Genomic DNA, 25,085 nt, shown 5'->3' with positions numbered 1-25,085 from the left:
TTGCCACGTGGATGTCGACGCGTTCGTGCTCGCGCACCGCCCGACCTGGGACCGGCTCGAGGTACTGGTCAAGCGCCGCCGGCGCCTGACCGGTGCAGAGGTCGATGAACTGGTCGACCTCTACCAGCGGGTTTCCACGCACCTGTCCATGGTGCGCAGCGCCTCGACCGATGCGACGCTCATCGGCCGGTTGTCGGGTCTGGTGGCCCAGGCGCGGTCGGCAGTGACCGGTGCCCACGCGCCGCTGTGGCGCGAGTTCGCCCGGTTCTGGACGGTGTCGTTTCCTGTCGTCGCCTACCGGTCATGGCGATGGTGGCTCGGCACGGCGATCGGATTCTTCGTGGTGGTCGTGCTGATCGCACTGTGGTTGTCCGGCAACCATGAGGTGCAGGCCAACCTGAAGACGCCAAGCGAAATCGAGGAACTGGTCAACCACGACTTCGCGTCCTACTACAGCGAGCACCCCGCAGGATCGTTCGCACTGCAGGTATGGATCAACAATTCGTGGGTGACGGCGCAGTGCATCGGTTTCGCGATCCTGCTTGGCATCCCGATCCCGTACATCCTCTTCCAGAATGCGGCGAACCTCGGCGTGATCGGCGCGTTCATGTTCGACGCCGGTAAGGGTGACCTCTTCCTCGGCCTGCTCGCCCCGCACGGCTTGCTAGAACTGACCGCGGTGTTCCTCGCAGGCGCGGTGGGCATGCGGCTTGGCTGGTCGGTGGTGTCGCCGGGAAACAGGCCGCGCGCACAGGTACTCGCCGAACAGGGCCGCGCGGTGGTATCCGTGGCTGTCGGGCTCGTCGCGGTGCTTCTGGTATCCGGGCTCATCGAGGCGTTGGTGACACCGTCGCCGCTGCCAACGGCCGTCCGCGTCGGCATCGGTGTCGCGGCCGAAATAGCTTTTCTCGCTTACATTTTCCACTTCGGGCGCAAAGCGGCACGGGCCGGCGAGATCGGCGATCTCGAGGACGCGCCAGACGTCATACCGACCGCCTAGAGTCTGCCGCTGGCCTTCATCGCCAGATAGTGGTCGGCGAGTTCGGGCGCCAGCTCATCGGGAACCGAGTCCACCACGTCGACACCTGACCGCCGCAACCGCGAGGCAATCGCGCGACGATCGTTGCGGGCTCGTTCCGCGGCGGCGGCGTCGTACACCTGGGCCGCATCGGCGCGTCCGCACGCCAGTTGGTCGACCCGCGGATCCGACACCGCGGCGAGCAGCACCTGATGTTTGGCGGACAGTTGCGGCAGCACCGCCATCAGGCCCTCGTCGAGCGCCGATGCGTTCAGGTCAGTCAGTAACACGACCAGCGCACGGCGCCGGATCCGCCGCTGGACGGTGGCGGCGATCGCCCTCGCGTCGGACTCCACCAAGGCGGGTTGTAGGGGCGCCATGGCATCGACGAGTTGCGCGAGCAGTTCGGTGCGTGACGCGTTGTAGACGCCCGCGCGGGTCACCCGGTCGTGGGCGATGAAGTCGACGTGGTCGCCGGCGCGGGCCGCGAGCGCCGCCAGCAGCAGCGCAGCATCCATCGACCAGTCCAGCCGTGGCCAGCCACCGGGATCACCACGCGTCGGATCGACTCCGACGCGACCCGCCGACGTACGGCCGGTGTCGAGCACGATGACCACCCGCCGGTCGCGTTCGGGCCGCCACGTCCGCACCACCACGTCCGCACGCCGCGCGGTCGCGCGCCAATCGATGGAGCGGACGTCGTCACCGATGACGTACTCGCGCAGCGAATCGAATTCGGTGCCCTGACCACGTATCAGCACCGGCGTCATGCCTTCCAGCTCACGCAGTTTCGCCAGCCGTGACGGCAGATGCTTGCGCGAAAGGAACGGCGGCAAGATGCGGATCTGCCACGGCACCCGATGCGAGCCCTGGCGGCCCGCCAGGCCCAGCGGTCCGATCGAGCGAGCGGTGACCAGCGCGCTGAGCTGATCACCGCGGCGGACAGGGCGCAGCCGCGTGACGAGCCGAACCTGTTGGCCCGCAGCGAGATTGACTCTGTGCGTGCGGGGCTCGGCGCGGGCACTCGGTGCCCAGGCGTCGCGGACCTGTCCGCGGAAACGCCTGCCGTTGGCGTTCTCTACCACCAACACCGCATCGACGGGTTGACCGAGCCGGGCAGCGGTCTCGCCAAGTCGGCTGCAGATCAGTCGGCGCGGACTGGCGGCCAGTGTGACGTCGGCGATCACCACGGCGACCACCACGGCCAGCAGCACGACGAACGTGAGCGACGGCGACGGCGAAACCGCGATCGGCAGCACGCAGATCAGCGCGATGAGGCCGACGCGGCCGGTCAACACCACTAGCGTGGCACCGGCACAGCCGCGAGTATGCCGTCGAGCACGCCGTCGGGGTTCGCGCCCTCCAGTTCGGCCTCGGGACGCAGCGAAACTCGGTGCCGCAAAGTGGGTCTGGCCATCGCCTTGACATCATCGGGGGTGACGTAGTTGCGGCCGGACAGCCACGCCCACGAGCGTGCAGTGGCCAGCAGTGCGGTCGCACCACGCGGTGACACACCCAGTTGCAGCGAGGGAGAGTGCCGGGTGGCGCCCACGATGTCGACGATGTAGCCGAGCACTTCATCGGCCACCAGCACCCCGCGCACCGCGTCCCGGCCTGCGGCCAACTCCGCCGCGTCCGCGACGGGTGTCACCGCCGACAGGTTACGCGGATCGAAGCCGCGCGCGTGGCGGTCCAGGATCGCGATCTCCTGATCACGCGGCGGCAGCGGCACGTTGAGCTTCAGCAGGAACCGGTCCAATTGCGCCTCGGGCAGTTGATAGGTGCCTTCGTATTCGATCGGGTTCTGGGTGGCCGCCACGATGAACGGGTCGGGCAGCGGACGGGGTTCCCCTTCGACGCTGACCTGACGTTCCTCCATCGCCTCCAGCAGCGCGGCCTGTGTCTTCGGCGGGGTCCTGTTGATCTCGTCGGCCAGCAACAGATTGGTGAAGACGGGACCGGAATGGAACTCGAATTCGGCTGTGCGCGCGTCGTATACGAGTGAGCCGGTGACATCGCCCGGCATCAGGTCGGGAGTGAACTGGACCCGCTTGAAGTCGAGACGCAGCGCTGCCGCGAGCGTGCGCACCAACAACGTCTTGGCCACCCCTGGCACACCTTCGAGCAATACATGGCCGCGGCACAGCAGCGCAATCACCAAACCGCTGACCACGGCGTCCTGTCCGACGACCACCTTCGATATCTCACCGCGCAAGGCCAGCAGGGCATTTCGCGCCGATTCCGATGTCGCGGCTCCGGTCTCCGATGTCGCCGCCGCTGCGGCTCCGGTCTCCGATACTGTTGGCTGAGTCACGATTGGGCGACCTGCCTTTCGATGTTGTCGAGGTCTTCAGCGAGGTTCAGCAGATCGGCGTCGGTGGCCGGTGGCGGACCAAACAGGATGTGCGCCACCGCCTGTGCGGGCCACCCGCACCGCTGCGCCACGGCCGTGGCGACGTCGGCGGGCCGTGCGTCGGGTCCCAGTCCGACGCGCGGGGTCATCCGTTGCAACGCGGCGGTACGCAGTGCGTCGGCCGCGCGGTCACGGGCCCGGCGCGAGCGGTACATGCGGCCGCGACCCTCGACCGTCTCCGAAGCCCTGACCACTACGGGCAACTGTTCTGCCACCAGCGGGCCCAGGCGTCGGCCCTTCCACACCGCCAGCGCAACGACCGCCACGCACAACTGCAAGACGACCCACTGCACTTGTGCGGGCATCAGGTCGGTAAGCCCTGCGCCGCCGCGTGATTCGGCACCGGCCTCGCTGTGCTGTGGCGCGTACCAGATCAGGCGGGGATGCGAGCCTGCGAGATTCATCGCCAGCGCGGCATTGCCCTGCTCGAGCAGACCGCCGTTGGTCATGAACTCGCTGGAGCTGACGACGGTCACCTCACGTCCGTCGTGGGTGTACCGGACCAGCGCGCCACCGTAGCAGCGCGTCACGGGAACGTCGCCGGATGCTTCATAACCGTCGGCGAAGCCGAGTTGCACCTCGCCGGCGCGCTGCGCCTCACGCAGATCACAGCCGGGTTTGAAATCACCGAACGTGGTGGCGGCGCCGGGAGTGATTTCAGGAGCAAGCTTTTCGCGGGTCCGAGCTATCGGGCCCACCAGCAGTCGATCGCCGGGCAACGCGGCCAACCGGCGCAACAGGTCCTCGTCGAACAGATAGAACGTCTGCGCGATCAGGATCATCGTGTCTGGCCTCGCGGTCCGCTCCACCGCAGCGATGTCGTCGGCAACGACGACGTCCACCCCATGCTCGCGCAGAAGCGTGACGAGCGCTCGAGCCCCATCTGGCGATGTCGACTCGGGATCCATCGGCCCGCCGGGGCGCGGTGCGGTCAGGTAGGCGCTCAGCACTGCGACGCCGACGATCACTGCCAGTGCCAACAGCACCCAGCGGATGGTGCGCCAGCGCTGCCTGACGGACGGACCAACGGCGGTGGCGGCGGAAGTCATCGCACCTCCGCCCAGTCCCCGGAGGCCGTTGGCGCTGCATCGCTGGCGTCCGCCGCGGGCGTACGTGACCGCAGGTGGTCGTCGAGTTCGACGATCATTCGGTACGCGGCTTCGGTACCTGGCCGCTCGCCGTATGTCACGTCATTGAAAGCTTCTGCCGCCCTGTGTAATTCGCGGCTCAGCGGCGGTATCGCGCGGCCGGCGTCTCGGGCCAGTTCGGTGGCGGTGCGGCCCGGCACGGGTTCCAGTACGGAACTCTGCTCCAGTTGGCGCGCAACGGCTCTGAGCCGGTGCCGGATGGCGGCGGACCAATCACCGTTCGCCGCATACTGTTCCGCGGCCGCCCGATGCTCCGCTGCGCTGAGCTCATGGTCGCCGAACAGGGCCATCTCGCCGCCACGGTTGGTGCGCATTGTCCGCCGGGCGATGCGGATCGCTACGACGATCGCGATGGCCAACAACGTCGCCAGCACGGCGATCGTCAACCAACCACCCGGCACCGAGGCGCTCGCGTCCGCGAGCCGGTACAGCAGTTCCTCGATCCACTTCATCAGGCGTTCGGTCAGCGACGGCTTCGGGTAGATCGGCTTTGCGAGTTCACGCTGCGCCGCCTCATGCGCGGCGTCCCGGTCGATGTCTATCGTCGGCACGTCAGGCTTGGCGAGTCAGCCAGAGGTGGTCGGTGGAATCGGCAGGAGCGCCGGTCCCGAACGTCGCGCCGCTCTGCAATACGAGGTCGAACGCCTCGGCGCGGATGCGGCGGTCCGTGTAGAGCAGCACCACGACACCCGCCGAGAACGGCGCGGTGATGATCTGGCTGACCGCGCTGCCGATGGACAGCAGGATCAGCGCGATCATCAACCCCAGGGTGGACGATGCCGCGGTCAGCACGAGTTGACCACCAAGACTGAACGGGATGGAGACGGCGCCGGAGATCAGGGCCGCGACGATCCCGCCGAGCAGCCAAATGCCGAACACGCGCCAGAAGTCATTGCGAATCAACTTGAACGAGCGGGACATCGCGGCAACGATCGGCAGCCGCTCCAACACGATGAGGGCAGGCGCGAAGCTGATGAGGGTGACCAGGTAGATCAGCCCGACGATCGCGACCAGCGCCAACGGCACGCCGACCACTGCGGCCGCGACGCCGCCGACAGCCATCGCAACTCCAGTGATGATCAGCGCCACCACGCCGATCAGCACGACCGCGCCGACGATCTCGAGCAGTGTGAAGCCGATCAACGCCCACAGCCGTGGCCGTAACCGACGCCATGCCTCACCGGTGGTGATGCGCGCGCCGAAGACCGCCCGACCCACGACCACCGTGAGCATGCCGTTCAACAGGATCGACGACAACCAGGTGGCGGCCGCGCCCGCCAGGCTGGACAGCGACGAACCGAGCAACACGCCCGTGGGCACCTCTTCGCCGGCGATCGTCGGCTCCAGTTGACCGGCGACCGCAAGCGGACCCAACGACAACACCAGAGCGAGTAGCTGCGCCGCGACCACGACGACCGTCGTCAATCCCAGCGTTGCCTTGGGGTTCGCCCGGATGTAGGCGACCGCGCCGTTGAAGATGTCCGACAACGTCAACGGGCGCAGCGGAATGATGCCCGGTTTGAGCGCCAGTGCCGGGCCGTATCCCGGGTAACCGGGCGGCGGGCCGCCGTAGCCCGGTGGGGGATAGCCGTAGCCGGGCGGGGGGTAGCCGTAGCCCGGCGGGGGGTAGCCCGCCTGTGCGGGATAGCCATGGTGGGCAAGCGTCGGAGCACCCTGATAACCCGGGGGCGTATAGCCGGGAGGCGGATAGCCCGGCGGCGGCGGACCTGAAGGGGGGATCCCGCCGGCGTCGTTGCTCATGATCACCATCCTGTCGATGACTTCGCGAATTGACAACGTCGTCGGGCGTCGTGTCCCGCGCCAGCCGATACCGTGACGACATGTCGACTGAGATCACCGTGCGGGGTTCCTTCTCCGCCTTCGAGCGGCCCGAACGCGGCACCGTCCACGCCACGATCGGTTACGAGGGCGCGGCGATGGAACCCGTGTACGGCCGGGTCGCTCGTGATCTGGACGCCGTCAAGGCGTCGATCACACCTCTGGCCGACACCGGTCCGGTGACGTGGTGGTCGGCGGACCAACTGCGAACCTGGTCACACCGGCCATGGAACAACGACGGCAAACAACTTCCGCTGGTGCACCACGCCAGCGTCGATTTCGAGGTGAAGTTTCGCGACTTCAGTGCGCTGTCCCGTTGGGTCGGTACGCAACTAGCGGATGTCGAGGGTTTTCGCGTCTCTCGAATCGAGTGGGCGCTCACCGAGAACCGTCGGGAGGCACTGGCCAAAGAGGTACGCACCCGCGCTGTGCGGGATGCGGTGACACGGGCGCAGGCGTACGCCGACGCGCTCGGACTCGGTGCGATCCAACCGGTCGCCGTCGCCGACGCCGGGATGTTCGGTGCGCGACCCGAAACCGGTCCCGCCGCGGCCTACCTGCGAGCGGGCGCTGTCGGCGGTGCACCGGACGTGGAACTCGCGCCGCAACACATCGAAGTATCCGCGGAGGTCGACGCGCGGTTCATTGCCGGCGCCGAAACCGCCCAGGCGTAGCGTTTGCGCCATGGCGGAACTCAAAGACCGGTTGCGCGCCGACCTGACCACCGCGATGAAGACGCAGGACAAGCTGCGCACCGCGACGTTGCGGATGCTGCTGGCCGCGATTCAGACCGAAGAGGTCGCAGGCGACGCGCCGCGCGAGCTGTCCGATCCCGACGTGATCAAAGTCCTCCAGCGTGAAGCGAAGAAGCGCAGCGAGGCGGCCGAGATCTACACGCAGAACGGCCGCGGTGAGCTCGCCGCGAACGAACACGCCGAGGCGCGGGTCATCGACGACTACCTGCCGACCCAACTCACGGAGGCCGAAGTGGCCGATGTCGCGGACACCGCGATCGCCCAGGTCGCTGAGGCGATCGGTGAGCGCCCCGGCATGCGGCAGATGGGCCAGGTGATGAAGGCCGCCACCGCCATCGCCGCCGGAAAGGCCGACGGAGCCCGGCTTTCGGCAGCAGTCAAGGCCAGGCTGTAGTCGTTTCGCAATCAGGTGCTCGGGTATCCGAGTGCCATGACGCGGTTCGGCTACACCCTGATGACAGAACAGAGCGGCCCTAAAGAGCTTGTCCGGTATGCCGTTTCGGCAGAACGCGCAGGCTTTGACTTCGAGGTGTCCAGCGATCACTACTTCCCGTGGCTGGCGTCGCAGGGACATGCGCCCTACGCGTGGTCGGTGCTCGGCGCCGTCGCCCAAGCCACCGAACAGGTCGAGCTGTTCACCTATGTCACGTGCCCGACGATGCGTTACCACCCCGCTGTCGTCGCGCAGAAGGCCGCCACGCTTCAGATCCTCGCCGACGGCCGGTTCACCCTGGGCCTCGGCAGTGGCGAGAACCTCAACGAACACGTCGTCGGTGGGCGCTGGCCGACGGTGTCGCGGCGTCAGCTGATGCTCAAAGAGGCCATCCAGATCATTCGCGAGCTGTTCACCGGCGAGTTGGTCGACTGGAAAGGCGAGTACTTCGAGGTGGATTCGGCGCGGATCTGGGATCTGCCCGACACCCCCGTCGCCATCGCCACCGCGGTGTCAGGCGCGCGCTCGGTCGAGATGTTCGCCCCGCTGTCGGACCACTTGATCGCTGTCGAGCCGAACAAGGACCTGGTCGACGCATGGCACGATGCGCGGCGGGCGACCGGGCTGCCCGGCGACCACAGGGTGGTTGGCCAGATACCGATCTGCTGGGACCCCGACCGCGACCGCGCAGTGCAGCGCGCACACGATCAGTTCCGCTGGTTCGGCGGCGGTTGGGCCGTCAATGCCGATCTTCCGACCACGGCGGGCTTTGAGGGGGCCACCCAATTCGTGCGGCCCGAGGATGTCGCCGAATCCATCCCGTGCGGGCCGGATTTGGATGCCATCGTGGACGCGGTGGGCAAATACTGGGAGGCCGGATTCACCGACATCGCCCTGGTTCAGGTCGGCGACGACGGTCAGGAGCTGTTCTTGAAGGAAGCGGCGGGCGCGCTGCTGGAGAAACTCCGTTCCGCGGCGCGCTGATTGCAGTTTGGCGCATCCATCTCCGGGTATCCGGCGGCGACCTGCCCACCTTCGACAGCCGGGAGGCGCCGATGTTCATCCACAACAAAGACCTTCAATTCGAGGTGCGGGTCAACGAGCCCGATCCACGATTCGCCACACTTCTGCAGGAACAGTTCGGCGGCGCCAACGGCGAACTGAAGGCGGCTATGCAGTACTTCACGCAGGCTTTTGTGCTGCGGCAGAAGAACCCGAAGATGTACGACCTCTTCATGGACATCGCCACCGAGGAGTTCAGCCATCTGGAGATGGTCGGAGCGATGATCACGATGCTTCTCGATGGCCTCAACGACGACCTCAAGATGGCCAATGAACGCTGCGACTGGATGCCCGCGGTCGCCAGCCGCGACGGTCGTGACGCCATCATCCACAGCGTCGCGGTCAATCCGCTGTACTTCACCCTCAGCGGGGGTGGGCCTGACGTCAAGGACTCTGCAGGCGTGCCGTGGCAGGGCACGTTCGTCAACGCCAACGGTGATCCCACCGTGGACCTGCGCAGCAATCTGGCTGCAGAGTCCCGCGCCAAGATCGTGTACGAATACCTGAAGCAGTTCACCGACGATCCTGGCGTACAGGACACGCTGACTTTCCTGATGACTCGCGAAGTCGCGCATTACCAGCAGTTCACGGCGGCACTCAACGAATTGCCGGTGAACTTCCCGCCCGGTCAACTCGCCGGCGACGACCGTTTCCAGAACGTCGCGTTCAACATGTCCAACGGCGACGAGTCGGTGCGTGGACCGTGGAACGAAGGTCAGGGACCATGGCCGGAAGGCATGGAATGGGAGTACGTCGACAACCCAGAGCAGGAATGGCTCGGCGGCACCAAGCGCAAGAACAAGGGCGCCGAGCGGAGTCCGGAGGGGCAACCCGCGGTGCGCAGTGAAAAGCCCTTCACTCACGAACAGCGCACGCCCACAAGCTGATTCGGGCGTTGACGAGGGTCGGCCGTGAGCCGGCCCTCGTGTGCGTTCAGTGCTGCTGTGGGTCGGGCGGGTTCTTGTCGGCGCGGCCGCTGGCGGCGTCGCGGAAATGGTCTGCCATCGCGGCGGCCGTACCTATGGTCTTCTGCACTGCCGCGTTGGGCGGCGTGTCCGGGTGCGGCCGGGTCGGTGCGATCTTCTTGGCCGCCTCGAGCTTTTCGCCGAGCTTTTCTCGCTCCTCGCGGCTGACCGCGGCCTCGAACGCCGGCCAGACGACATCTTGCTCGTATTTGATATGTTCGCGACCGGCCCTGACGAAGTCCTTGAGCGCCTGCTGGTATTCCGGGTCTCCGGGCTTACCGTCTTCGAGGGCCTGAAGCAGTTTCTTGCCCTCCTGCTCCTGGGTCACCGCGACGTCGGCGAGTTCGTCTCCACCCTCGACAGACTTACGGACCGCCGGCCAGAAGAACTGTTCCTCGACCGCCTCGTGCTGCGACTCAGCGATGATCAGATTGGTCACCATCGTCGCGAGGCCGCTGACGTGGGCGCCCGAGCCCGACGGTGCGCCGTCGAGCACCTCCAACATGCCGAGCACACTCTTGTGATCCTCACGAAGGAATGCCAGCGCATCCATCTTCTTTGCCTTTCGCCGATGTGACAGTCCGCAGCGCATACCCGGGGCGGGCAGGTTGAAACGGGGCGTCGGCGGGTAGCTCCACGGAGGACGAAAGGGATTGTGATGCCACGCGGTAAGGGAATCTACGACGACGAGAAGACCGTCGAATCGACGGACACGACCAGCGATGCGGGCGACCACGACACCACCGACGAAAACACCCCCGACGTCGCCGAGACCGATCAGGAGCCGACGGCTTAGGCGTCGGCGTCTCGGCCTTCGCGGCTGCGCCGATACGCCGCACGGCGGAAATCCGCCAGCCAGCCGGGGACCAACTGCACATCGTCGTCGCTGTGCAGAACGGGGTCGAATGCGATGTCGTCGTTGCTCGGGTCGAGGTGACGCAACGTCAGTCGGGCCAGCGGCGAGAACCCGCTGATGCCGCGCGCCTGCTCGATATCGAATTCGATTTCGCCGGAGTCAATGTGGTTTCTGATGGTGTCGAGCGACAAGCCAGGCTCGTCGATCTTGGTGACCAGCCGAGCGCGTATCCACCACACCCCGCCGTCGTAGCGAAGTGGCATCAGGCTGGAAAAGGTGGTGCGCGACCAGGATCGGGCCGGTGCCAGGACGATGCGGCTGTTGGCGACGGTCGACGCCAGCAGGACATCCCATGGCCCGCACGACCGCAAGTCCTGCGGCGGCGGGATGCGCCACGCCAGGCCAGCCACGTCGGCCGTGGCCCCCGGTAGTCCGACGCCTTTCGAGACGCGGGCGATTACGTCGCATGACGGCATCGGCAGCCCACCCTCCGGTGGCGCCACCCTTTCGAGGTAGCCCTCGGCCAACACCCCACTCGGATGAAACAGGCGACGGTGACGGGCGGCCGCGCCTAGCCGGATCGGCAACGCGACGATGTCTGAAGCTTGCACGGGCTACGGGTGCCCGGAACAGCCACGCGCAAAACGCACACATGTGTTTAACCGCGCCGATACCGGGCATTAATCAGGCAGCGCGCGTCGCGCAAGCTAACCCTGTCGAAAGGCCGATGTGACCACCGCATACACCGACCTGGATGTGTCAGCCGTGATCGAGGGCGTGTACACGCCGCAAGAGGATTCGCAGCTACTCATCGATGTCATGGAGAAAACCGGTCTGGCTCGTGGTCATCGCGTCGCCGACCTGTGCACCGGCACCGGGGTCGTGGCGACCGCCGCTTATGAGCAGGGCGCGACGGAAGTCAGCGCGTTCGACATCTGCCCGCGGGCCGTCCAGTGCGCGCGGGCCAACGCGGCAGCGGCAGGGGTCGATGTGGCGGTGCACCTCGGTTCATGGGCCCGCGCAGTCGAATTCGGGCCGTACGACCTGGTGGTGTGCAACCCGCCTTATGTGCCGCATGATCCGGCCGCCGACGGCATCCAGTTGCCGACGCCTCTGGGACCGTCCCGGGCGTGGGACGCCGGGTACAACGGCCGTCTGGTGCTCGATCCGTTGTGCGAGACCGCGACACAGCTACTCGCGCACGGCGGCACGATGTTGCTGGTGCAATCGGAGTTCGCCGGCCCGCGCGAGACACTGGCACAGCTGGCCGGCGCCGGGCTCGACGCCGAAATCATTGCCTGGCAATGGATTCCGTTTGGCCCGGTGCTGAATTCGCGTGCCGAATGGCTCGAGGAAACCGGGCGGCTCGATCCGGGCCGTCGAGAGGAAGAACTGCTGGTGATCAGGGCGGACAAGCCGTGAGCGACGAAGAGGCCCGCATCGTGCGGGTGGTGCCGTCCGGGCCGGTGATGGTCCAGGGCCCGGTACGCATCGAAATGCCCGACGGCAGCGTGGTGGAGTCCGACAGGTTCATGGTCGCGATCTGTACCTGCCGCCGCAGCAAGGACTATCCGCTGTGCGACACGAGTCACCGCTGCCGGATGCGGCCGCAGCGGTCAGCCAAGCGGCCGGCGTAGCGACGTCCGGTCCGCCTGCCAACACTGCATCACGTGGTCTGCGAGTCGGTTCTCGACCACGTCGCGCGCCTTGATACCGAACACCACATCGCGCTCCAGGTGTGGCTCGCGGGCAATGAGATCCCCGACGACGTCCGCCCGAACGACCTGTTCGTGCACGGCGTCGGCGACCACGTGTTCGTGGTAGAAGCGGATGCACGGTTGGGGTGCGCCCATCCGCTCCAACGCGTCGACCAGGCGCCGTGAACCCGGCGATGAGGTGATTTCCGTTGACGCGAAATGGCCGATGGCCGCCCCGCGGAACTCGCGGTGCAGACCGAACAGCGACATCAAATTGACCGACGCCAGTGCGTCGGCGGGTACGTCGTTGAAGTACGCAAGGTAACCGGAGTCCAGGCCGGCGGCGTCCATCAGGTCGGCGTAGAGCTGCTGGTGCACCAAAGCGCCTCTGCCACCGCCGTATTCGTCGAACTCGACCGCCACGAACGACGCCTTGGCCTGACCGATCAGCCGCGGGATCGCAAAGGCGTGCGGGTCGGCCTCCTTGAGGTGGTACAGCGAGCGGTGTACGAAGTACTCGCGCATCTGATCCCAGCTGCCGGTGTCGCGAAGGTAGTACGACGGGCCGGTGCCGTTGGCGGGCTCGATCGACAAGGCATCCATCGCATCGGCCGCGGTTTCGTCGGCTGCGATCTCACCGACTTCTTGGCGGACCGCGGTCAAGAAGACGTCCTCGAGCCGCCCGCGTACGCGCAGCAGCGACGGGTTCCATTCCCACCGGGGATTGACGTTGTCGAAGCCGCGGTAGTGCAGTTCATAGCAAATGTAGAGGGCCAGCTGCAGGTCGAGGCCGTACGGGTCCGCCTCGTAGAGCGGAACGTCGAGTGGGCGGTCGTGAAGGGCTGGCCGCGCGCGCAGGGCCTCGATGATGGTGGCGGACAGCGGACCGACCGCGCGGGGCAATTTGGGTTCGACAGAAGTCGACGGCAAAGTCACATGGGATGTGATTCCCCACTTGGCAGGTAGTCAAACTGTTTAACAACGCAAAGAATGCATGCCGTCAGCTGTGAAAGACCGTCGCCGTGCCTGCGAGCCTCGCGTCGTCGCGGTTTGGTTGGCTCTAAGATTGATGGGGAAATCGGCTCCCAGAGTTGTCGAGTCGCAGGGGGACGTCGTGGTCGGCACCGTACTACTTATTTACTTCGTCGGGTGGGTGGTCGCGACCTTCACCGCGTATGCAGCGGGCAAGCGTCTGTCTCACCGCGCGTCACCCGCAATGCACCCGTCGCTGGTCAGCGTAGCCGCAGGCGCGCTGTGGCCACTGCTACTCATCGGCCTTGTCGAGTTGAGTTCGGTGATGGTGCTCACGAAGGTTCCCTCGAAGCCTCGGCGAAGCATCGGCGGCATCTACGCGTAACGCTGACGGCTCGGGAAGCGCAAAGGCGACCCTCGTCGTGAAGGTCGCCTCTGCAACTGCTCTCAAATTTGTCGGGGTGGCGGGATTCGAACCCACGACCTCTTCGTCCCGAACGAAGCGCGCTACCAAGCTGCGCCACACCCCGCGTGAAGCCACGACAGCGTATCGCACCGGCGGTCGGTGAAGCCAAACGGCTTTTCCTGCCGCCGCCCGCTCAGAGGCGTAGATCACGACACGCCGCGGGAAGGATGTCGGTTGTCGGTGACGTTATGCACACTAACGGCGTTGACTACGAATCGAGGCAGATATGACTGGGCTTGGAGCCTCCATCTACCTGGGATTCTTCGCCTTGGCCGCACTGTGGTTGTTTCTGACCTCCGACGGGCCGCTCACCGGAGGTTCTGAGGATCAGGGCCAGCGCCCCGATCGCTCGAATTCCACCAGCGCCTCGGCCGAGGCCGACAGGTCCAGGCCCTGGCTGGTCAGCCACTCGTCGCAGAAGTAAGTGTCCGCGTAGCGGTCACCGCTGTCGGCGAGCAAGGTCACGACGGATCCGCTGCGCCCATCGGCGATCATTTCGGCCAGCAGGCCAAACGCTCCCCACAGATTCGTCCCCGTCGACGGTCCCACCCGTCGGCCCAGCACTCTGCTGACGTGATGCGCCGCGGCGATCGACGCCGCGTCGGGCACCGCGACCATGCGGTCGACCACGCTGGGCAGAAACGACGGTTCGACGCGCGGACGCCCGATGCCCTCGATGCGCGACGATTTACCGGTCACGACGTCGCGGCGGCCCTGCGCATACGACTGAAAAAACGCCGAGTTTTCCGGGTCCACCACGCATAACCCGGTGGCGTGGCGCCGATATCGGATGTACCGGCCGATGGTCGCGCAGGTACCGCCGGTGCCGGCACCCACCACGATCCACTCCGGGACCGGATGCGCCTCCATGCGCATCTGCTCGAAGATCGATTCGGCGATGTTGTTGTTGCCACGCCAGTCGGTGGCACGTTCGGCGTTGGTGAACTGATCGAGGTAGTGGCCGCCCGTCTCGTCGGCCAACCGCTCGGCCTCCGCGTAGACCTGCGATGCCTCGGCGACGAAATGGCAACGGCCGCCTTGTGATTCGATCAGTGCGATCTTGGCTGCACTGGTCGACGACGTCATCACCGCGATGAACGGCAGTCCGAGCAGCGCGGCGAAGTACGCCTCGGAAACCGCTGTCGACCCGGACGACGCCTCGATGACCGTGGTGCCCTCGCCGATCCACCCGTTGCACAGCGCGTAGAGGAACAATGACCGCGCCAACCGGTGCTTGAGGCTGCCGGTGATGTGGGTGGTCTCGTCCTTGAGATAAAGCTGGACGTTACAACCGTCGCACCATGCCGCGGGCAGCGGATAGCGCAGCAGATGGGTGTCCGCGCTCCGGCGAGCGTCGGCCTCGATCAGTCGGACCGCGTTGTCGACCCACGCACGGGGTTGGCTGCGAGTTGCTGTCGCGGCCTTGTCGATCACTGCACGCTGCTGAGGCGCGATTCCACCCGATTACCGGCGTCACGGCCGCCGATCGGTGCCGCCACCAAGGTCAGCAGCGTGGCCTCCGGCCTGCAGCAGAACCGCGCGGGGAAGTAGGGCGAGGTGCCCAGACCAGCCGAGACGTGCAGTTGGGTGTGCGCGCCCCAGCGCGACGCGCCCTTGGCGCGGGACCGGTCGAGGTCGCAGTTGGTGACAATCGCACCGTAGAACGGCAGGCAGAGCTGGCCGCCGTGGGTGTGGCCGGCCATCACCAATTGGTAGCCGTCGGCGGCAAAGCGGTCCAGCACCCGCGGCTCCGGTGAATGCGTCAGCCCCAGCGTCAGGTTGGCGGCGGGACTCGCCGGTCCGGCGATGGTGTCGTAGCGGTCCCGCGACAGGTGCGGATCGTCGACACCGGCCACCGCGATCCGCAGACCGGCCACCTCGAGTTCGCGCTTGGTGTGCGTCATGTCCAACCAGCCGCGTTCGGTGAACGCCGCCCGCAGGTCCTGCCACGGCAGCGGCTCGCCGTGCACGCGATGGCCGCGGTTGGTCAGGTATTTCGCCGGATTCTTCGGCTGCGGCCCGAAGTAGTCGTTGCTGCCGAACACGAACACCCCTGGTGCCGCGAGCAGCTCGCTCAGCGCCTGGACCACGGCGGGCACCGCCTTGGGGTGCGCCAGGTTGTCGCCGGTGTTGACCACCAGGTCGGGCTCCCAGCGGGCCAGCTCACGAAGCCAGGCCTGTTTGCGCCGCTGCCTGGGCAGCATGTGGATATCGCTGATGTGCAGCACCTTCAGCGGTGACGATCCCGGCGACAACACCGGCATGGTCACTTCGCGCATGACGAATGCGTTGCGCTCGATCAGCGACGCATAACCGATCCCGGCTACGACCGAACCAACGGCCACGGCGGCAGTGTTTTTCAGGATCGATGAAGCGGCAGGCATGCAGAAAGCCTACTGCCAGTTACCGGCGAGCATCGACTTCCGGAGTCGCAGCGTGGCCAACTGCACAGCCCTGATCACGGTGGGGGCGGTGCGGGCGGCGGCGGACCCAGCACAGGGACGGTGATCGGCGGCAATCCCGGAATCTCGACGACCGTCGTGCCGATCTCCGGCGGCATGCCCGGCAGTCCGGGGATCGCCCCCGGCGGCGGCGGAGGCGGCGCAGGCGGAACGCCGTTGGAGATCTGAATCGTGATGATCGAACCCGGCACCGTCTGACCCGCTGGGGTGGTGCCGACGACCGCGCCGTACGGCGCGCTGCTGTTCACCGGCGTGGCTTGGTCGGCGACCTGGAAGCCCGCTTCCTTGAGCCGCATCCGCGCGGTGTCCTGGTTCATGCCCGACACGCTCGGCACCCTGGAGCCCGGCGCCCCGTCGACGTACCGCGGATCGGTGGGTGGCAGTGCGACAGGGCCGAAGTTGTTCGCGATCGGTTTCATCGCGGTGAACCAGGTGCGTGCCGGTTCGTTGCCGCCGAACAGGTTTCCCGAACCGCACTGCCGCAGGGGGAACGAGCACAGATCACCGGGCGTCGTCGAGTCGTCGTAGATGTAGTTGGCCGCGGCGTAGTTGTTGGTGAATCCGAGGAAGGCAGACGACCGATGCGCTTCGGTGGTTCCCGTCTTGCCCGACATCGGCAGGTCCCAGCCCACCGAACTGGCCGACCCTGCGGCCGTGCCGTTGGTGTCGTCCTTGCTCATCGCGTTGGCCAGCGTGTTCGCCAACCCTTCGGGCACCACCTGCTCACAGGTCTCGGTGGTCACGGCGACGTCCTTGCCGTTGCGGTCGGTCACTTTGTCGATCGGATTCGGTGGGCACCATGTGCCGCCCGACGCCAACGTCGCCGCGACGTTCGACAACTCGAGCGCATTGACCTCGATCGGGCCCAGCGTGAACGAGCCGAGGTTCTGCCGCTTGACGAAGTCGGCCAGGCTTTCGTTGCTCTGCGGGTCGTAATCGCGTGCAGTGCCGGGCAGCGCGTAGGACCGCATGCCCAGCTTCACCGCCATGTCGACGGTCCGCTGCACGCCCACCTGCGAGATCAACTTGGCGAATGCGGTGTTCGGTGAGGTGGCCAGCGCATCGGTGACGCTCATCTGGCCGCGATAGTTGCCCGCGTTCTGCACACACCAGGTGGCCGCGGGGCAACCCTTCGCGCCGCCGCTGCCGAGGCCCTTGGCCTCGAACCGGGCCGGGGCGTCCAACTGGGCGTTGATGCCCATGCCCATATCGAGGGCAGCGGCTGTGGTGAAGATCTTGAAAACCGAACCCGCGCCGTCGCCGACCAACGAGAACGGTTGCGGCTGCATCGTTTCCCCGGCATCGGTGTTCAGGCCGTAGGTGCGGTTGCTGGCCATCGCGAGCACTGGATGCGACTCTTTGCCGGGCTTGACCACGCTCATCACGCTGGCGACGCCGTTGAGGTCTGGTGCCGCGATGCTGTCGATCGACGACTTCACCGGTATCTGGACGTCGGGATCCAGCGTCGTCTTGATCATGTAGCCGCCCTTGGCGACCTGCTCCTTGCTGATGCCCGCGCGGGCGAGGTAATCGAGTACGTAGTCGCAGAAAAACGCGCGATCCCCCGCGGCGATGCAGCCCCGCGGCAGCTCGTTGGGCTGCGGCAGCACGCCGAGCGGCTGCTGCTTGGCGGCACGCAGTTCATCGGCGTGCTCGGGCAGATTGTCGATCATGGTGTCCAGCACCAGGTTTCGACGTGCCAGCGCGCCGTCGGGGTTGGTGTACGGGTTCAGTGCGCTCGTCGACTGCACCATCCCGGCCAGCAGCGCCGCCTGCTGCCAGTTCAACTCGGAGGCGTTGATGCCGAAGTACGTCTGCGCTGCGTCCTGGATGCCGTAGGAACCGTTGCCGAACGACACCAGATTCAGATAGCGGGTCAGGATCTCCGGCTTGGTGAACGTCTTGTCCAGGGTCAGCGCCATGCGGATCTCGCGCAGCTTGCGCGCTGGAGTCGTCTCGATGGCGGCGCGCTTCTCCGCGTCGGTCTGTGCGACCACCAGCAGTTGGTAGTTCTTCACATACTGCTGTTCGAGCGTGGAGCCGCCGCGGGTGTCCAGGTTTCCGGATAGGTAGCCCGACAGCCCCGTCAGCGTGCCCTGCCAGTCGACACCGTTGTGCTCGGCGAACCGCTTGTCCTCGATCGAGACGATCGCCAGCTTCATCGTGTTGGCGATCTGATCGCTTGGCACCTCGAACCGGCGCTGGGAGTACAGCCACGCGATCACGTTGCCCTTGGCGTCGACCATCGTCGATACCTGAGGCACCTCACCCTCGACCAGCTGCGCGGAACCGTTGGCCACCACGTCGGAGGCGCGGTTGGACAACAACCCGATGCCACCCACGACAGGAAACAGCATCGCCGCGACGACCACGCTGGCCAGAAGACAGCACCAGGCGAGCTTGATGACCGTCACCGTGGGGGGCACGGCAGGCGGTCTCTTCGGCGGCTGCTCCGGCATGACGTACAGACTAACGAGGGGAATCAGGCGACAAAATGGCAGTTCATGTCGGTCGATTGCCGGACGCGGGGTGGGCACCGACCTGCCCTTGCGTCAATTCTGCGATTTGACGGCACGGTCGTCCCAAAAAAGTGCCTTCCAGACTGTTGCCAAGAACCGCCCTGACCACCTAAGTTGAGCTGACAGTGCGATGCAGGTCACACTCGACCGTCGCAATGTGGCGTAGATCGCATCAGCGTTCTACTCCGGAGGACTACGCCGTCGCTGCGCTAGCTCGGCGGCTTGGAACGAAGGGATCGCTGGTGTCAGGTACGAGGACCGCCGCGCGGAGGACAACCCCGAACATGTCAGCACACAGCATCGTCCATGGCGCGGAGGCCGAGGCCCGTATTGCCTGGGTATCGCAGGCACGCTGTCGGCAGGCGGATCCCGATGAACTGTTCGTACGAGGCGCCGCCCAACGCAAAGCCGCGGTCATCTGCAGGCACTGCCCGGTGATCCTGGAATGCGGCGCCGATGCCCTCGACAACCGCGTCGAGTTCGGCGTATGGGGTGGGATGACCGAGCGTCAGCGCCGCGCCCTGCTCAAGCAGCACCCCGAGGTGGTTTCGTGGGCTGAGTTCTTTGCCGCCCAACGCAAGCACCGCAGCGCGGTTTAGGCCGTCTCAGTAACTGCAGACCTTCGATTCGCGGCTAAGTCGATCGTCGTCGTACTAAGGCAATTGTCGGACTTCTCAACGCGGCGTTCCGCCGCTTGATCGTCGTCCGACTACGCCGCGGCAGTTTCGCCGGTGATCTGGTCGGCGATGGCGCGCAGCGCCTCGAGGTCCGACACATCGAACGGCAGCGAAGGCACACCGACGATCGCGACGTGTGGGTTGGCGCCGGTGAACCGCGACAGCAGCCTGATCTCGCGCTTGGCCGTCATCGCCCGGTCGGCGTGGATCCGCAGCACCGCGGCCGCCAACGCGTCGGGGTCCTTCTTCTCGAGTTCCTCGGCGGCTTCCTCCGCCTTCTCCGCGTGTAGATCGCACAGCATCGGGTGGGTGCGGTTGAGGATCAGACCGGACAGCGGCATGTGCTCCTGCGACAGCCGGTCGATGAAGAAGGACGCCTCCCGCAGCGCGTCGGGCTCGGCGGCCGACACCACCACGAACTGCGTGCCGCGCCGCTTGAGGAGTTCGTAGGTGCGGTCGGCCTTCTCCCGGAAGCCGCCGAATGTGGCGTCCAGCGACTGCACGAACGCCGCTGCATCGGAGAGCATCTGGGAGCCAAGCACGGTTGACAGCGCCTTCATCGCCAGTCCCATCGCGCCGGTCACAAGTTTGCCGATGCCGCGGCCGGGGCCGAGTAGCAGCTTCCACAGCCGGCTATCCATGAAGCCGCCCAACCGCTTTGGGGCGTCCAGGAAGTCCAGGGCGTTACGGGACGGTGGGGTGTCGACGACCACAAGGTCCCATCGATCCTCGGCGAGCAGCTGGCCGAGCTTCTCCATCGCCATGTACTCCTGCGTGCCCGCAAGCGACGTGGCAACCGTCTGATAGAACTGGTTGTCCAGAATCTCTTGTGCGCGTTCGGGTCCGGAGTACTGGATCACCATCTCGTCGAATGTGCGGCGCATGTCCAGCATCATGGCGTGCAGTTGGCCCGGCACCTCGGGGGCAAGCGGTACCCGCTGCGGCGTGTTGCCGAGATCCTTGATGCCCAGTGCCTGGGCCAGCCGTCGGGCGGGGTCAATGGTCAGCACGACGACGGTGCGGCCATATTCGGCCGCCCGCAACGCCATTGCCGCTGCAGTGGTGGTCTTGCCGACACCGCCCGCGCCGCAGCACACCACGACCCGGTTCGAGGTGTCGGTCAGGATCGAGCCCATGTCGAGGGCCGGCGGTGTGGTGCTCATCTGACCCCCTGGTGGGCAAGTGCTTCCGCGAGTTCGTAGAGGCTGCCGAGGTCGACGCCGTCGGTGATCTGTGGCAGTTCCAATCGCGCCACGTCGAGCGCATCGAGTTGTTCGGCGCTTTCGGCGCGTGCCGTGATCCGCGTCGCGTGCTGGATGGTCTCCGTCAACAGGCCAGCAAAGTTGCTGTCGGACAACGTGATTCCGACACTCTGCAGGCCGGTGCGCACGGCGTCGGCGTCGATGTCGCCTTCGGCCGCCTTGGCCAGGTCGTCGGCGGACAGATAGGCCGGGATGTTGCGGTTGACGATCACGCTGCCGATCGGCAGGTCCAGATCACGGAGTTCCTCGATGGCTTCGACCGTCTCCTGGATCGGCAGCGCTTCGAGCAGTGTGACGAGATGAATCGCCGTCAGGTCGGAATGCAACACCTTGACGACGCTTTCGGCCTGCGAGTGCACCGGGCCGCCCTTGGCGAGGTCTGACACCGCCTTGGTGACGTCGAGGAACCTGGCGATGCGGCCCGTTGGCGGCGAATCCACCACGATGGCGTCGTAGACGGGCTGCTTGCCCTTCTCGGCGCGGGTGACGATCTCGCGGATCTTGCCTGTCAGCAGCACGTCGCGCAGGCCGGGTGCGATCGTCGTCGCGAACTCGACCGCGCCGATTCGGCGCATCGCGCGGCCCGCGAGGCCCAGGTTGTAGAACATGTCGAGGTATTCGAGGAACGCGGCTTCGGTATCGATCGCCAGAGCGTTGACGGTGCCGCCGCCGTCGGCGGTTGCGATCTTGACCTCGGCGTAGGGCAGCGGCGGCACGTCGAACAGCTGCGCAATGCCTTGGCGCCCTTCGACTTCGACCAACAGGACCTTGCGTCCGCCCGCCGCGAGCGCGAGCGCCAGAGACGCCGCGATCGTCGACTTGCCGGTGCCGCCCTTGCCGGTGACGAAGTGCAGACGCGCCTTTGTCAGGCGAGACGGCCAGCCGACCGGTCTACCGCTATTCGCTGAGGTAGCCACACCTGCATGCTAGCTGGGAGGAAATCGGTGCCCGATAAGCTCAGGCACATGAGCGAACCGACCCGTTGGGAATACGCCACCGTCCCGCTGCTGACGCACGCGACGAAGCAGATACTCGACCAGTGGGGTGAGGACGGCTGGGAACTGGTGTCGGTGCTGCCGGGCCCGACCGGTGAGCAGCACGTCGCATATCTGAAGAGGGCGAAGTGAGCGCTTCACAACGGCTCGCCGAACTCGGTGTCGAGCTGCCCGATGTGGTCCCGCCCGCGGGTGCCTACGTGCCCGCCGTTCGCACCGGCAACCTGGTCTACACCGCGGGCCAGCTGCCGATGCAGGGAGGCAAGCTGCCGCAGACCGGCAAGGTGGGCGGCGTGGTCAGCCCCGAGGACGGCAAGGCCCTGGCCCGGATATGCGCGCTGAATGCGTTGGCGGCCGTGCATTCGCTGGTCGGCATCGACAGCGTCACCCGAGTGGTCAAGGTGGTCGGGTTCGTCGCCTCCGCGCCGGGGTTCAACGGTCAACCGGGCGTCATCAATGGGGCCTCGGAGCTGCTCGGCGAGGTGTTCGGCGAGGCAGGCAAGCACGCGCGCTCGGCTGTCGGGGTCTCGGAGCTCCCGCTGGACACGCCGGTGGAGGTCGAGCTCGTCGTCGAGGTCGCGTGAGCGACGATCGGACGGAGGTCGCGTGAGCGACGATCGGACGCAGGTCGCGTGACGCTCGAGCATCCCGCGTACGGGCTGCTGCGTCCGGTCACCGAGACCGCGTCGGTGCTGCTGTGCAACAACCCCGGCTTGATGACGCTGGACGGCACCAACACCTGGGTGCTGCGCGGCCCCGACAGCGACGAGATGGTCGTCGTGGACCCGGGTCCGGAGGATGACGAGCACATCGCGAAGATCGCCGAACTCGGCAAGATCCCGCTGGTGCTGATCAGCCACAAGCACGAGGACCACACCGGCGGCATCGACAAGCTCGTCGAGCGCACCGGCGCGGTGGTCCGGTCCGTCGGCAGCGGGTTCCTTCGCGGTATGGGTGGGCCGTTCGTCGACGGCGAGGTGATCGACGCGGCGGGACTACGCATCACGGTGATGGCGACGCCGGGCCACACCGCCGACTCGGTGTCGTTTCTCCTCGACGACGCGGTGTTGACCGCCGATACGGTGCTCGGACGCGGCACCACCGTCATCGACAACGAGGACGGCAGCCTCGGCGCGTACATGGAGTCATTGCGCAGGCTCAACGGACTCGGGCAGCGCACCGTGTTGCCCGGCCACGGTCCAGACCTCGGCGACCTGGAAGCTGTCAGCGCGATGTACCTGGCCCACCGCGAGGAGCGGTTGGACCAGGTACGCGATGCGCTGCGTGCGCTCGGCGACAACGCCTCGGCACGCAAGATCGTCGAACACGTCTACACCGACGTCGACGAAAAGCTATGGGACGCAGCCGAATGGAGTGTCCAAGCGCAGCTGGACTACCTACGTTCTAGGTGATCCTCTGCGTTTAGGAGCGCTCACCGCTCCAATCTGCACACAAATCGCTATCGCGCTCGGTGTTGGATTCTCGCGCGATCCTTATCGCGCTCGGTGTTGGATGCTCGCGCGATCCTTATCGCGCTCGGCGGGCCAGCCGTTCGCTGTCGGAGATCAGCACGCTCTTGCCCTCGAGGCGAATCCAGCCGCGGTGGGCGAAATCGGCCAGCGCCTTGTTGACCGTCTCACGTGAGGCACCGACCAATTGGGCGATCTCCTCCTGCGTCAGGTCGTGCGTGACGCGCAGCGCGCCGCCCTCCTGGGTGCCGAATCGCTGCGCCAACTGCAGCAGCTGCTTGGCGACTCGGCCCGGCACGTCGGTGAAGATCAGGTCCGCCAGGTTGTTGTTGGTGCGACGAAGCCGGCGGGCCAACACCCGCAGCAGTTGCTCGGCGATCTCGGGCCGGTCGGCGATCCACGCGCGCAGCGCGTCGCGGTCCATGGATACCGCGCGGACCTCGGTGATGGTGGTCGCGCTCGACGTCCGGGGACCGGGGTCGAAGATCGACAGTTCACCGAACATGTCCGACGGGCCCATGATCGTGAGCAGGTTCTCCCGACCGTCCGGTGAGCGGCGGCCGATCTTGACCTTGCCGGAGATGATGATGAACAACCGATCGCCGGGCTCACCCTCTGCGAACACGGTGTGTCCGCGGGGGAAATCGACCGGCTGCAATTGCTTGGTCAGCGCGGATACGGCGCTGGGTTCGACCCCCTGGAAGATTCCGGCCCTCGCCAGGATCTCGTCCACGTTGCCCCTCTTAAGCTGTTCGGTGATATGACATGCACCAGCCGACCTCTTACTGGTTAACGAGATCAGTCTAGAGGTAGGCCACGCCGACGTTGTCGGCATTGAGCCTCCAGCGCGACTAGCCCACGCTACACACGATTGGCATGTCGGGTCGGCTGAAATTCAGGATTGGCCCGATGATGCATCACCAGTCGATTTGGCAAACTTGACATCTCGTGCGCCCTGGTCGGGGCCACCAGTGTCCATTCTTTTTCACCCAACCGCTGATGCATCCCGTCGAGCGCACGGCCCATGCCTTCTCGTGCCAGCGTGGTGACGTCACGCGGCTCTGCCTGATCGAGAAACTCGGCGACATCCGTCGCCGAGACGGTGTCGGCGTCGAGGCTCGATTCGAGCCGCTGCAGCCCGAATGTCGCCAGCATCAGCAACGCCGGGATAAACGCAGCGAGCAACCAAGACACAAGGGTGAAGTAAACACGGCCAAGGTCTCAGCGGGATCACGAAATGCCACCGGTCCGCACCTGTGCGCGCCGAAGCAGTCGTACCCCCTGCGTACGCTGGCAAGCGTGACGGTGACGCAGACCTCCAAGCCGGCTAAGAAGGCTTCATCCCGGAAGTGGGACAACGAAACCCGCGTCGGCCTGGTTCGTCGTGCGCGTCGAATGAATCGCACGCTGGCACAGGCTTTTCCGCATGTTTACTGCGAGCTCGACTTCACCAATCCGCTCGAACTGACGGTGGCGACCATTCTGTCCGCGCAGAGCACCGACAAGCGGGTCAACCTGACCACGCCTGCACTGTTCAAGCGCTACCGCACGGCCGTCGACTACGCGCAGGCCGACCGCGCCGAACTCGAAGAGCTCGTCCGGCCCACCGGTTTCTACCGCAACAAGGCCAACTCTCTGATGCGGCTGGGCCAGGAACTGGTGGAGCGGTTCGACGGCAACGTCCCGAACACCATGGACGAGCTCGTGACGCTGCCGGGCGTGGGCCGCAAGACCGCCAACGTCATCCTCGGCAACGCGTTCGACATTCCCGGCATCACCGTCGACACGCACTTCGGCAGGCTGGTGCGGCGCTGGCGCTGGACGGCCGAGGAGGACCCGGTCAAGGTCGAACACGCCGTCGGTGAGCTGATCGAGCGCCGGGAGTGGACACTGCTTTCTCACCGCGTGATCTTCCACGGCCGTCGGGTGTGTCATGCCCGTAAGCCGGCATGCGGAGTGTGCGTGCTGGCCAAGGACTGCCCGTCGTTCGGCACAGGGCCGACCGACCCCCTGATCGCCGCCCCGCTGGTCAAGGGCCCCGAGACCGAGCACCTGCTGGCACTGGCCGGCCTCTAAT

29 protein-coding genes and 1 tRNA gene are annotated in these 25,085 nt (G+C 66.2%); 14 read left to right on the top strand and 16 right to left on the bottom strand.

Going from position 1 to position 25,085, the window contains the following annotated elements:
• The first annotated feature begins 7 nt into the window (after positions 1-7).
• A complete protein-coding gene (locus ACGFK1_RS14275) occupies positions 8-1,000 on the top strand; it encodes a stage II sporulation protein M (RefSeq protein WP_393429745.1) in 993 nt (330 codons plus the stop codon).
• On the opposite strand, the gene ACGFK1_RS14270 is transcribed toward ACGFK1_RS14275, so the two are convergent.
• The 5 genes from ACGFK1_RS14270 to ACGFK1_RS14250 are packed head-to-tail and all read right to left on the bottom strand — an operon-like array spanning position 997 to position 6,340.
• Positions 997-2,319 (bottom strand): DUF58 domain-containing protein, encoded by a 1,323-nt coding sequence (locus ACGFK1_RS14270; protein ID WP_393429742.1) that lies wholly within the window; start codon positions 2,317-2,319, stop codon positions 997-999. The two genes, ACGFK1_RS14275 and ACGFK1_RS14270, sit on opposite strands and share 4 nt — an antisense overlap.
• Positions 2,319-3,332 (bottom strand): AAA family ATPase, encoded by a 1,014-nt coding sequence (locus ACGFK1_RS14265; protein WP_393429740.1) that lies wholly within the window; start codon positions 3,330-3,332, stop codon positions 2,319-2,321. The genes ACGFK1_RS14270 and ACGFK1_RS14265 overlap by 1 nt, the downstream gene beginning before the upstream one ends.
• On the bottom strand, positions 3,329-4,480 hold the full coding sequence (locus tag ACGFK1_RS14260) for a DUF4350 domain-containing protein (RefSeq protein WP_393429737.1): 1,152 nt from the start codon (positions 4,478-4,480) through the stop codon (positions 3,329-3,331). The genes ACGFK1_RS14265 and ACGFK1_RS14260 overlap by 4 nt, the downstream gene beginning before the upstream one ends.
• Positions 4,477-5,130, bottom strand: a complete 654-nt coding sequence (locus ACGFK1_RS14255) for a DUF4129 domain-containing protein (RefSeq protein WP_393429734.1) — start codon at positions 5,128-5,130, stop codon at positions 4,477-4,479. Before ACGFK1_RS14255 ends, ACGFK1_RS14260 begins: the two co-directional genes overlap by 4 nt.
• A gap of 1 nt (position 5,131) precedes the next feature.
• Positions 5,132-6,340 carry a hypothetical protein gene (locus ACGFK1_RS14250; RefSeq protein ID WP_393429731.1) on the bottom strand — a complete coding sequence of 403 codons (1,209 nt, stop codon included), beginning with the start codon at positions 6,338-6,340 and terminating at the stop codon, positions 5,132-5,134.
• Between the two features lie 80 nt (positions 6,341-6,420).
• Here ACGFK1_RS14250 and ACGFK1_RS14245 point away from each other — a divergent pair, with 80 nt between their 5' ends.
• The 4 genes from ACGFK1_RS14245 (at position 6,421) to ACGFK1_RS14230 (ending at position 9,555) form a co-directional block, all read left to right on the top strand.
• Positions 6,421-7,092, top strand: coding sequence for an SIMPL domain-containing protein (locus ACGFK1_RS14245; protein WP_393429729.1), 672 nt, complete (start codon positions 6,421-6,423; stop codon positions 7,090-7,092).
• 10 nt (positions 7,093-7,102) lie between these two features.
• Positions 7,103-7,567, top strand: a complete 465-nt coding sequence (locus ACGFK1_RS14240; protein WP_393429726.1) for a GatB/YqeY domain-containing protein — start codon at positions 7,103-7,105, stop codon at positions 7,565-7,567.
• Positions 7,568-7,603: 36 nt separating this feature from the next.
• Positions 7,604-8,590, top strand: a complete 987-nt coding sequence (locus tag ACGFK1_RS14235; RefSeq protein ID WP_393429724.1) for an LLM class F420-dependent oxidoreductase — start codon at positions 7,604-7,606, stop codon at positions 8,588-8,590.
• Positions 8,591-8,661: 71 nt separating this feature from the next.
• Positions 8,662-9,555: a manganese catalase family protein gene (locus ACGFK1_RS14230; protein WP_393429721.1), complete on the top strand. Its 894-nt coding sequence runs from the start codon at positions 8,662-8,664 to the stop codon at positions 9,553-9,555.
• Positions 9,556-9,601: 46 nt separating this feature from the next.
• Here the strand turns inward: ACGFK1_RS14230 and ACGFK1_RS14225 are convergent, their stop codons facing one another.
• Entirely contained in the window at positions 9,602-10,186 is a 585-nt protein-coding gene (locus ACGFK1_RS14225) for a hemerythrin domain-containing protein (protein ID WP_393429718.1), read from the bottom strand.
• 105 nt (positions 10,187-10,291) lie between these two features.
• Between ACGFK1_RS14225 and ACGFK1_RS14220 the strand changes: the two genes are divergently transcribed.
• Complete coding sequence (locus tag ACGFK1_RS14220; protein ID WP_393429716.1) at positions 10,292-10,429, top strand: hypothetical protein; 138 nt, start codon at positions 10,292-10,294, stop codon at positions 10,427-10,429.
• On the opposite strand, the gene ACGFK1_RS14215 is transcribed toward ACGFK1_RS14220, so the two are convergent.
• Positions 10,426-11,100, bottom strand: coding sequence for a phosphodiesterase (locus ACGFK1_RS14215; RefSeq protein WP_393429713.1), 675 nt, complete (start codon positions 11,098-11,100; stop codon positions 10,426-10,428). The two genes, ACGFK1_RS14220 and ACGFK1_RS14215, sit on opposite strands and share 4 nt — an antisense overlap.
• A 118-nt stretch (positions 11,101-11,218) precedes the next feature.
• Here ACGFK1_RS14215 and ACGFK1_RS14210 point away from each other — a divergent pair, with 118 nt between their 5' ends.
• Both ACGFK1_RS14210 and ACGFK1_RS14205 read left to right on the top strand, forming a co-directional pair.
• The gene (locus ACGFK1_RS14210) at positions 11,219-11,911 is read left to right on the top strand and encodes a HemK2/MTQ2 family protein methyltransferase (protein WP_393429710.1); all 693 of its coding nucleotides are present in this window, start codon (positions 11,219-11,221) and stop codon (positions 11,909-11,911) included.
• Positions 11,908-12,126: a CDGSH iron-sulfur domain-containing protein gene (locus ACGFK1_RS14205; RefSeq protein ID WP_393429707.1), complete on the top strand. Its 219-nt coding sequence runs from the start codon at positions 11,908-11,910 to the stop codon at positions 12,124-12,126. The genes ACGFK1_RS14210 and ACGFK1_RS14205 overlap by 4 nt, the downstream gene beginning before the upstream one ends.
• Here ACGFK1_RS14205 and ACGFK1_RS14200 read toward each other — a convergent pair.
• On the bottom strand, positions 12,106-13,122 hold the full coding sequence (locus tag ACGFK1_RS14200; protein ID WP_393429704.1) for an iron-containing redox enzyme family protein: 1,017 nt from the start codon (positions 13,120-13,122) through the stop codon (positions 12,106-12,108). The genes ACGFK1_RS14205 and ACGFK1_RS14200 overlap by 21 nt on opposite strands.
• A gap of 178 nt (positions 13,123-13,300) precedes the next feature.
• Between ACGFK1_RS14200 and ACGFK1_RS14195 the strand changes: the two genes are divergently transcribed.
• Entirely contained in the window at positions 13,301-13,543 is a 243-nt protein-coding gene (locus ACGFK1_RS14195) for a hypothetical protein (RefSeq protein ID WP_393429701.1), read from the top strand.
• 71 nt (positions 13,544-13,614) lie between these two features.
• Here the strand turns inward: ACGFK1_RS14195 and ACGFK1_RS14190 are convergent.
• From ACGFK1_RS14190 to ponA2, 4 genes are all read right to left on the bottom strand, one after another.
• A tRNA-Pro gene (locus tag ACGFK1_RS14190) sits at positions 13,615-13,688 on the bottom strand.
• Positions 13,689-13,951: 263 nt separating this feature from the next.
• Positions 13,952-15,058 (bottom strand): PLP-dependent cysteine synthase family protein, encoded by a 1,107-nt coding sequence (locus ACGFK1_RS14185; protein ID WP_393429698.1) that lies wholly within the window; start codon positions 15,056-15,058, stop codon positions 13,952-13,954.
• The gene (locus tag ACGFK1_RS14180) at positions 15,055-16,008 is read right to left on the bottom strand and encodes a metallophosphoesterase (RefSeq protein ID WP_393429696.1); all 954 of its coding nucleotides are present in this window, start codon (positions 16,006-16,008) and stop codon (positions 15,055-15,057) included. Before ACGFK1_RS14180 ends, ACGFK1_RS14185 begins: the two co-directional genes overlap by 4 nt.
• A gap of 74 nt (positions 16,009-16,082) precedes the next feature.
• Positions 16,083-18,545, bottom strand: coding sequence for a transglycosylase/D,D-transpeptidase PonA2 (gene ponA2 / locus ACGFK1_RS14175; RefSeq protein ID WP_393429693.1), 2,463 nt, complete (start codon positions 18,543-18,545; stop codon positions 16,083-16,085).
• A gap of 344 nt (positions 18,546-18,889) precedes the next feature.
• Between ponA2 and ACGFK1_RS14170 the strand changes: the two genes are divergently transcribed.
• Positions 18,890-19,204, top strand: a complete 315-nt coding sequence (locus tag ACGFK1_RS14170; protein ID WP_232004679.1) for a WhiB family transcriptional regulator — start codon at positions 18,890-18,892, stop codon at positions 19,202-19,204.
• A gap of 110 nt (positions 19,205-19,314) precedes the next feature.
• Here the strand turns inward: ACGFK1_RS14170 and ACGFK1_RS14165 are convergent, their stop codons facing one another.
• Complete coding sequence (locus ACGFK1_RS14165; protein WP_393429689.1) at positions 19,315-20,445, bottom strand: ArsA family ATPase; 1,131 nt, start codon at positions 20,443-20,445, stop codon at positions 19,315-19,317.
• On the bottom strand, positions 20,442-21,461 hold the full coding sequence (locus tag ACGFK1_RS14160) for an ArsA-related P-loop ATPase (RefSeq protein WP_393429686.1): 1,020 nt from the start codon (positions 21,459-21,461) through the stop codon (positions 20,442-20,444). Before ACGFK1_RS14160 ends, ACGFK1_RS14165 begins: the two co-directional genes overlap by 4 nt.
• A gap of 48 nt (positions 21,462-21,509) precedes the next feature.
• Here ACGFK1_RS14160 and ACGFK1_RS14155 point away from each other — a divergent pair, with 48 nt between their 5' ends.
• Genes ACGFK1_RS14155 through ACGFK1_RS14145 form a run of 3 tightly spaced genes read left to right on the top strand, consistent with a single transcriptional unit; the run spans position 21,510 to position 22,951 of the window.
• A complete protein-coding gene (locus tag ACGFK1_RS14155) occupies positions 21,510-21,671 on the top strand; it encodes a DUF4177 domain-containing protein (RefSeq protein ID WP_013472940.1) in 162 nt (53 codons plus the stop codon).
• Positions 21,668-22,123: a RidA family protein gene (locus ACGFK1_RS14150; RefSeq protein WP_393429682.1), complete on the top strand. Its 456-nt coding sequence runs from the start codon at positions 21,668-21,670 to the stop codon at positions 22,121-22,123. The genes ACGFK1_RS14155 and ACGFK1_RS14150 overlap by 4 nt, the downstream gene beginning before the upstream one ends.
• 48 nt (positions 22,124-22,171) lie before the next feature.
• Positions 22,172-22,951, top strand: a complete 780-nt coding sequence (locus tag ACGFK1_RS14145; RefSeq protein WP_393429679.1) for an MBL fold metallo-hydrolase — start codon at positions 22,172-22,174, stop codon at positions 22,949-22,951.
• 115 nt (positions 22,952-23,066) lie between these two features.
• On the opposite strand, the gene crp is transcribed toward ACGFK1_RS14145, so the two are convergent.
• Complete coding sequence (gene crp, locus ACGFK1_RS14140) at positions 23,067-23,741, bottom strand: cAMP-activated global transcriptional regulator CRP (RefSeq protein WP_041312815.1); 675 nt, start codon at positions 23,739-23,741, stop codon at positions 23,067-23,069.
• Between the two features lie 128 nt (positions 23,742-23,869).
• A complete protein-coding gene (locus ACGFK1_RS14135) occupies positions 23,870-24,163 on the bottom strand; it encodes a hypothetical protein (RefSeq protein ID WP_393429675.1) in 294 nt (97 codons plus the stop codon).
• 240 nt (positions 24,164-24,403) lie between these two features.
• On the opposite strand from ACGFK1_RS14135, the gene nth reads away from it, so the two are divergent.
• On the top strand, positions 24,404-25,084 hold the full coding sequence (nth, locus tag ACGFK1_RS14130) for an endonuclease III (RefSeq protein WP_393430124.1): 681 nt from the start codon (positions 24,404-24,406) through the stop codon (positions 25,082-25,084).
• The last annotated feature ends 1 nt before the right edge of the window (position 25,085 follow it).

The organism is Mycobacterium sp. NPDC048908 (genome assembly GCF_043197955.1).
GTDB lineage: Bacteria > Actinomycetota > Actinomycetes > Mycobacteriales > Mycobacteriaceae > Mycobacterium.
Note: the sequence above shows the minus strand (reverse complement) of the source record. Positions and strands in the feature narration are given on the sequence as shown.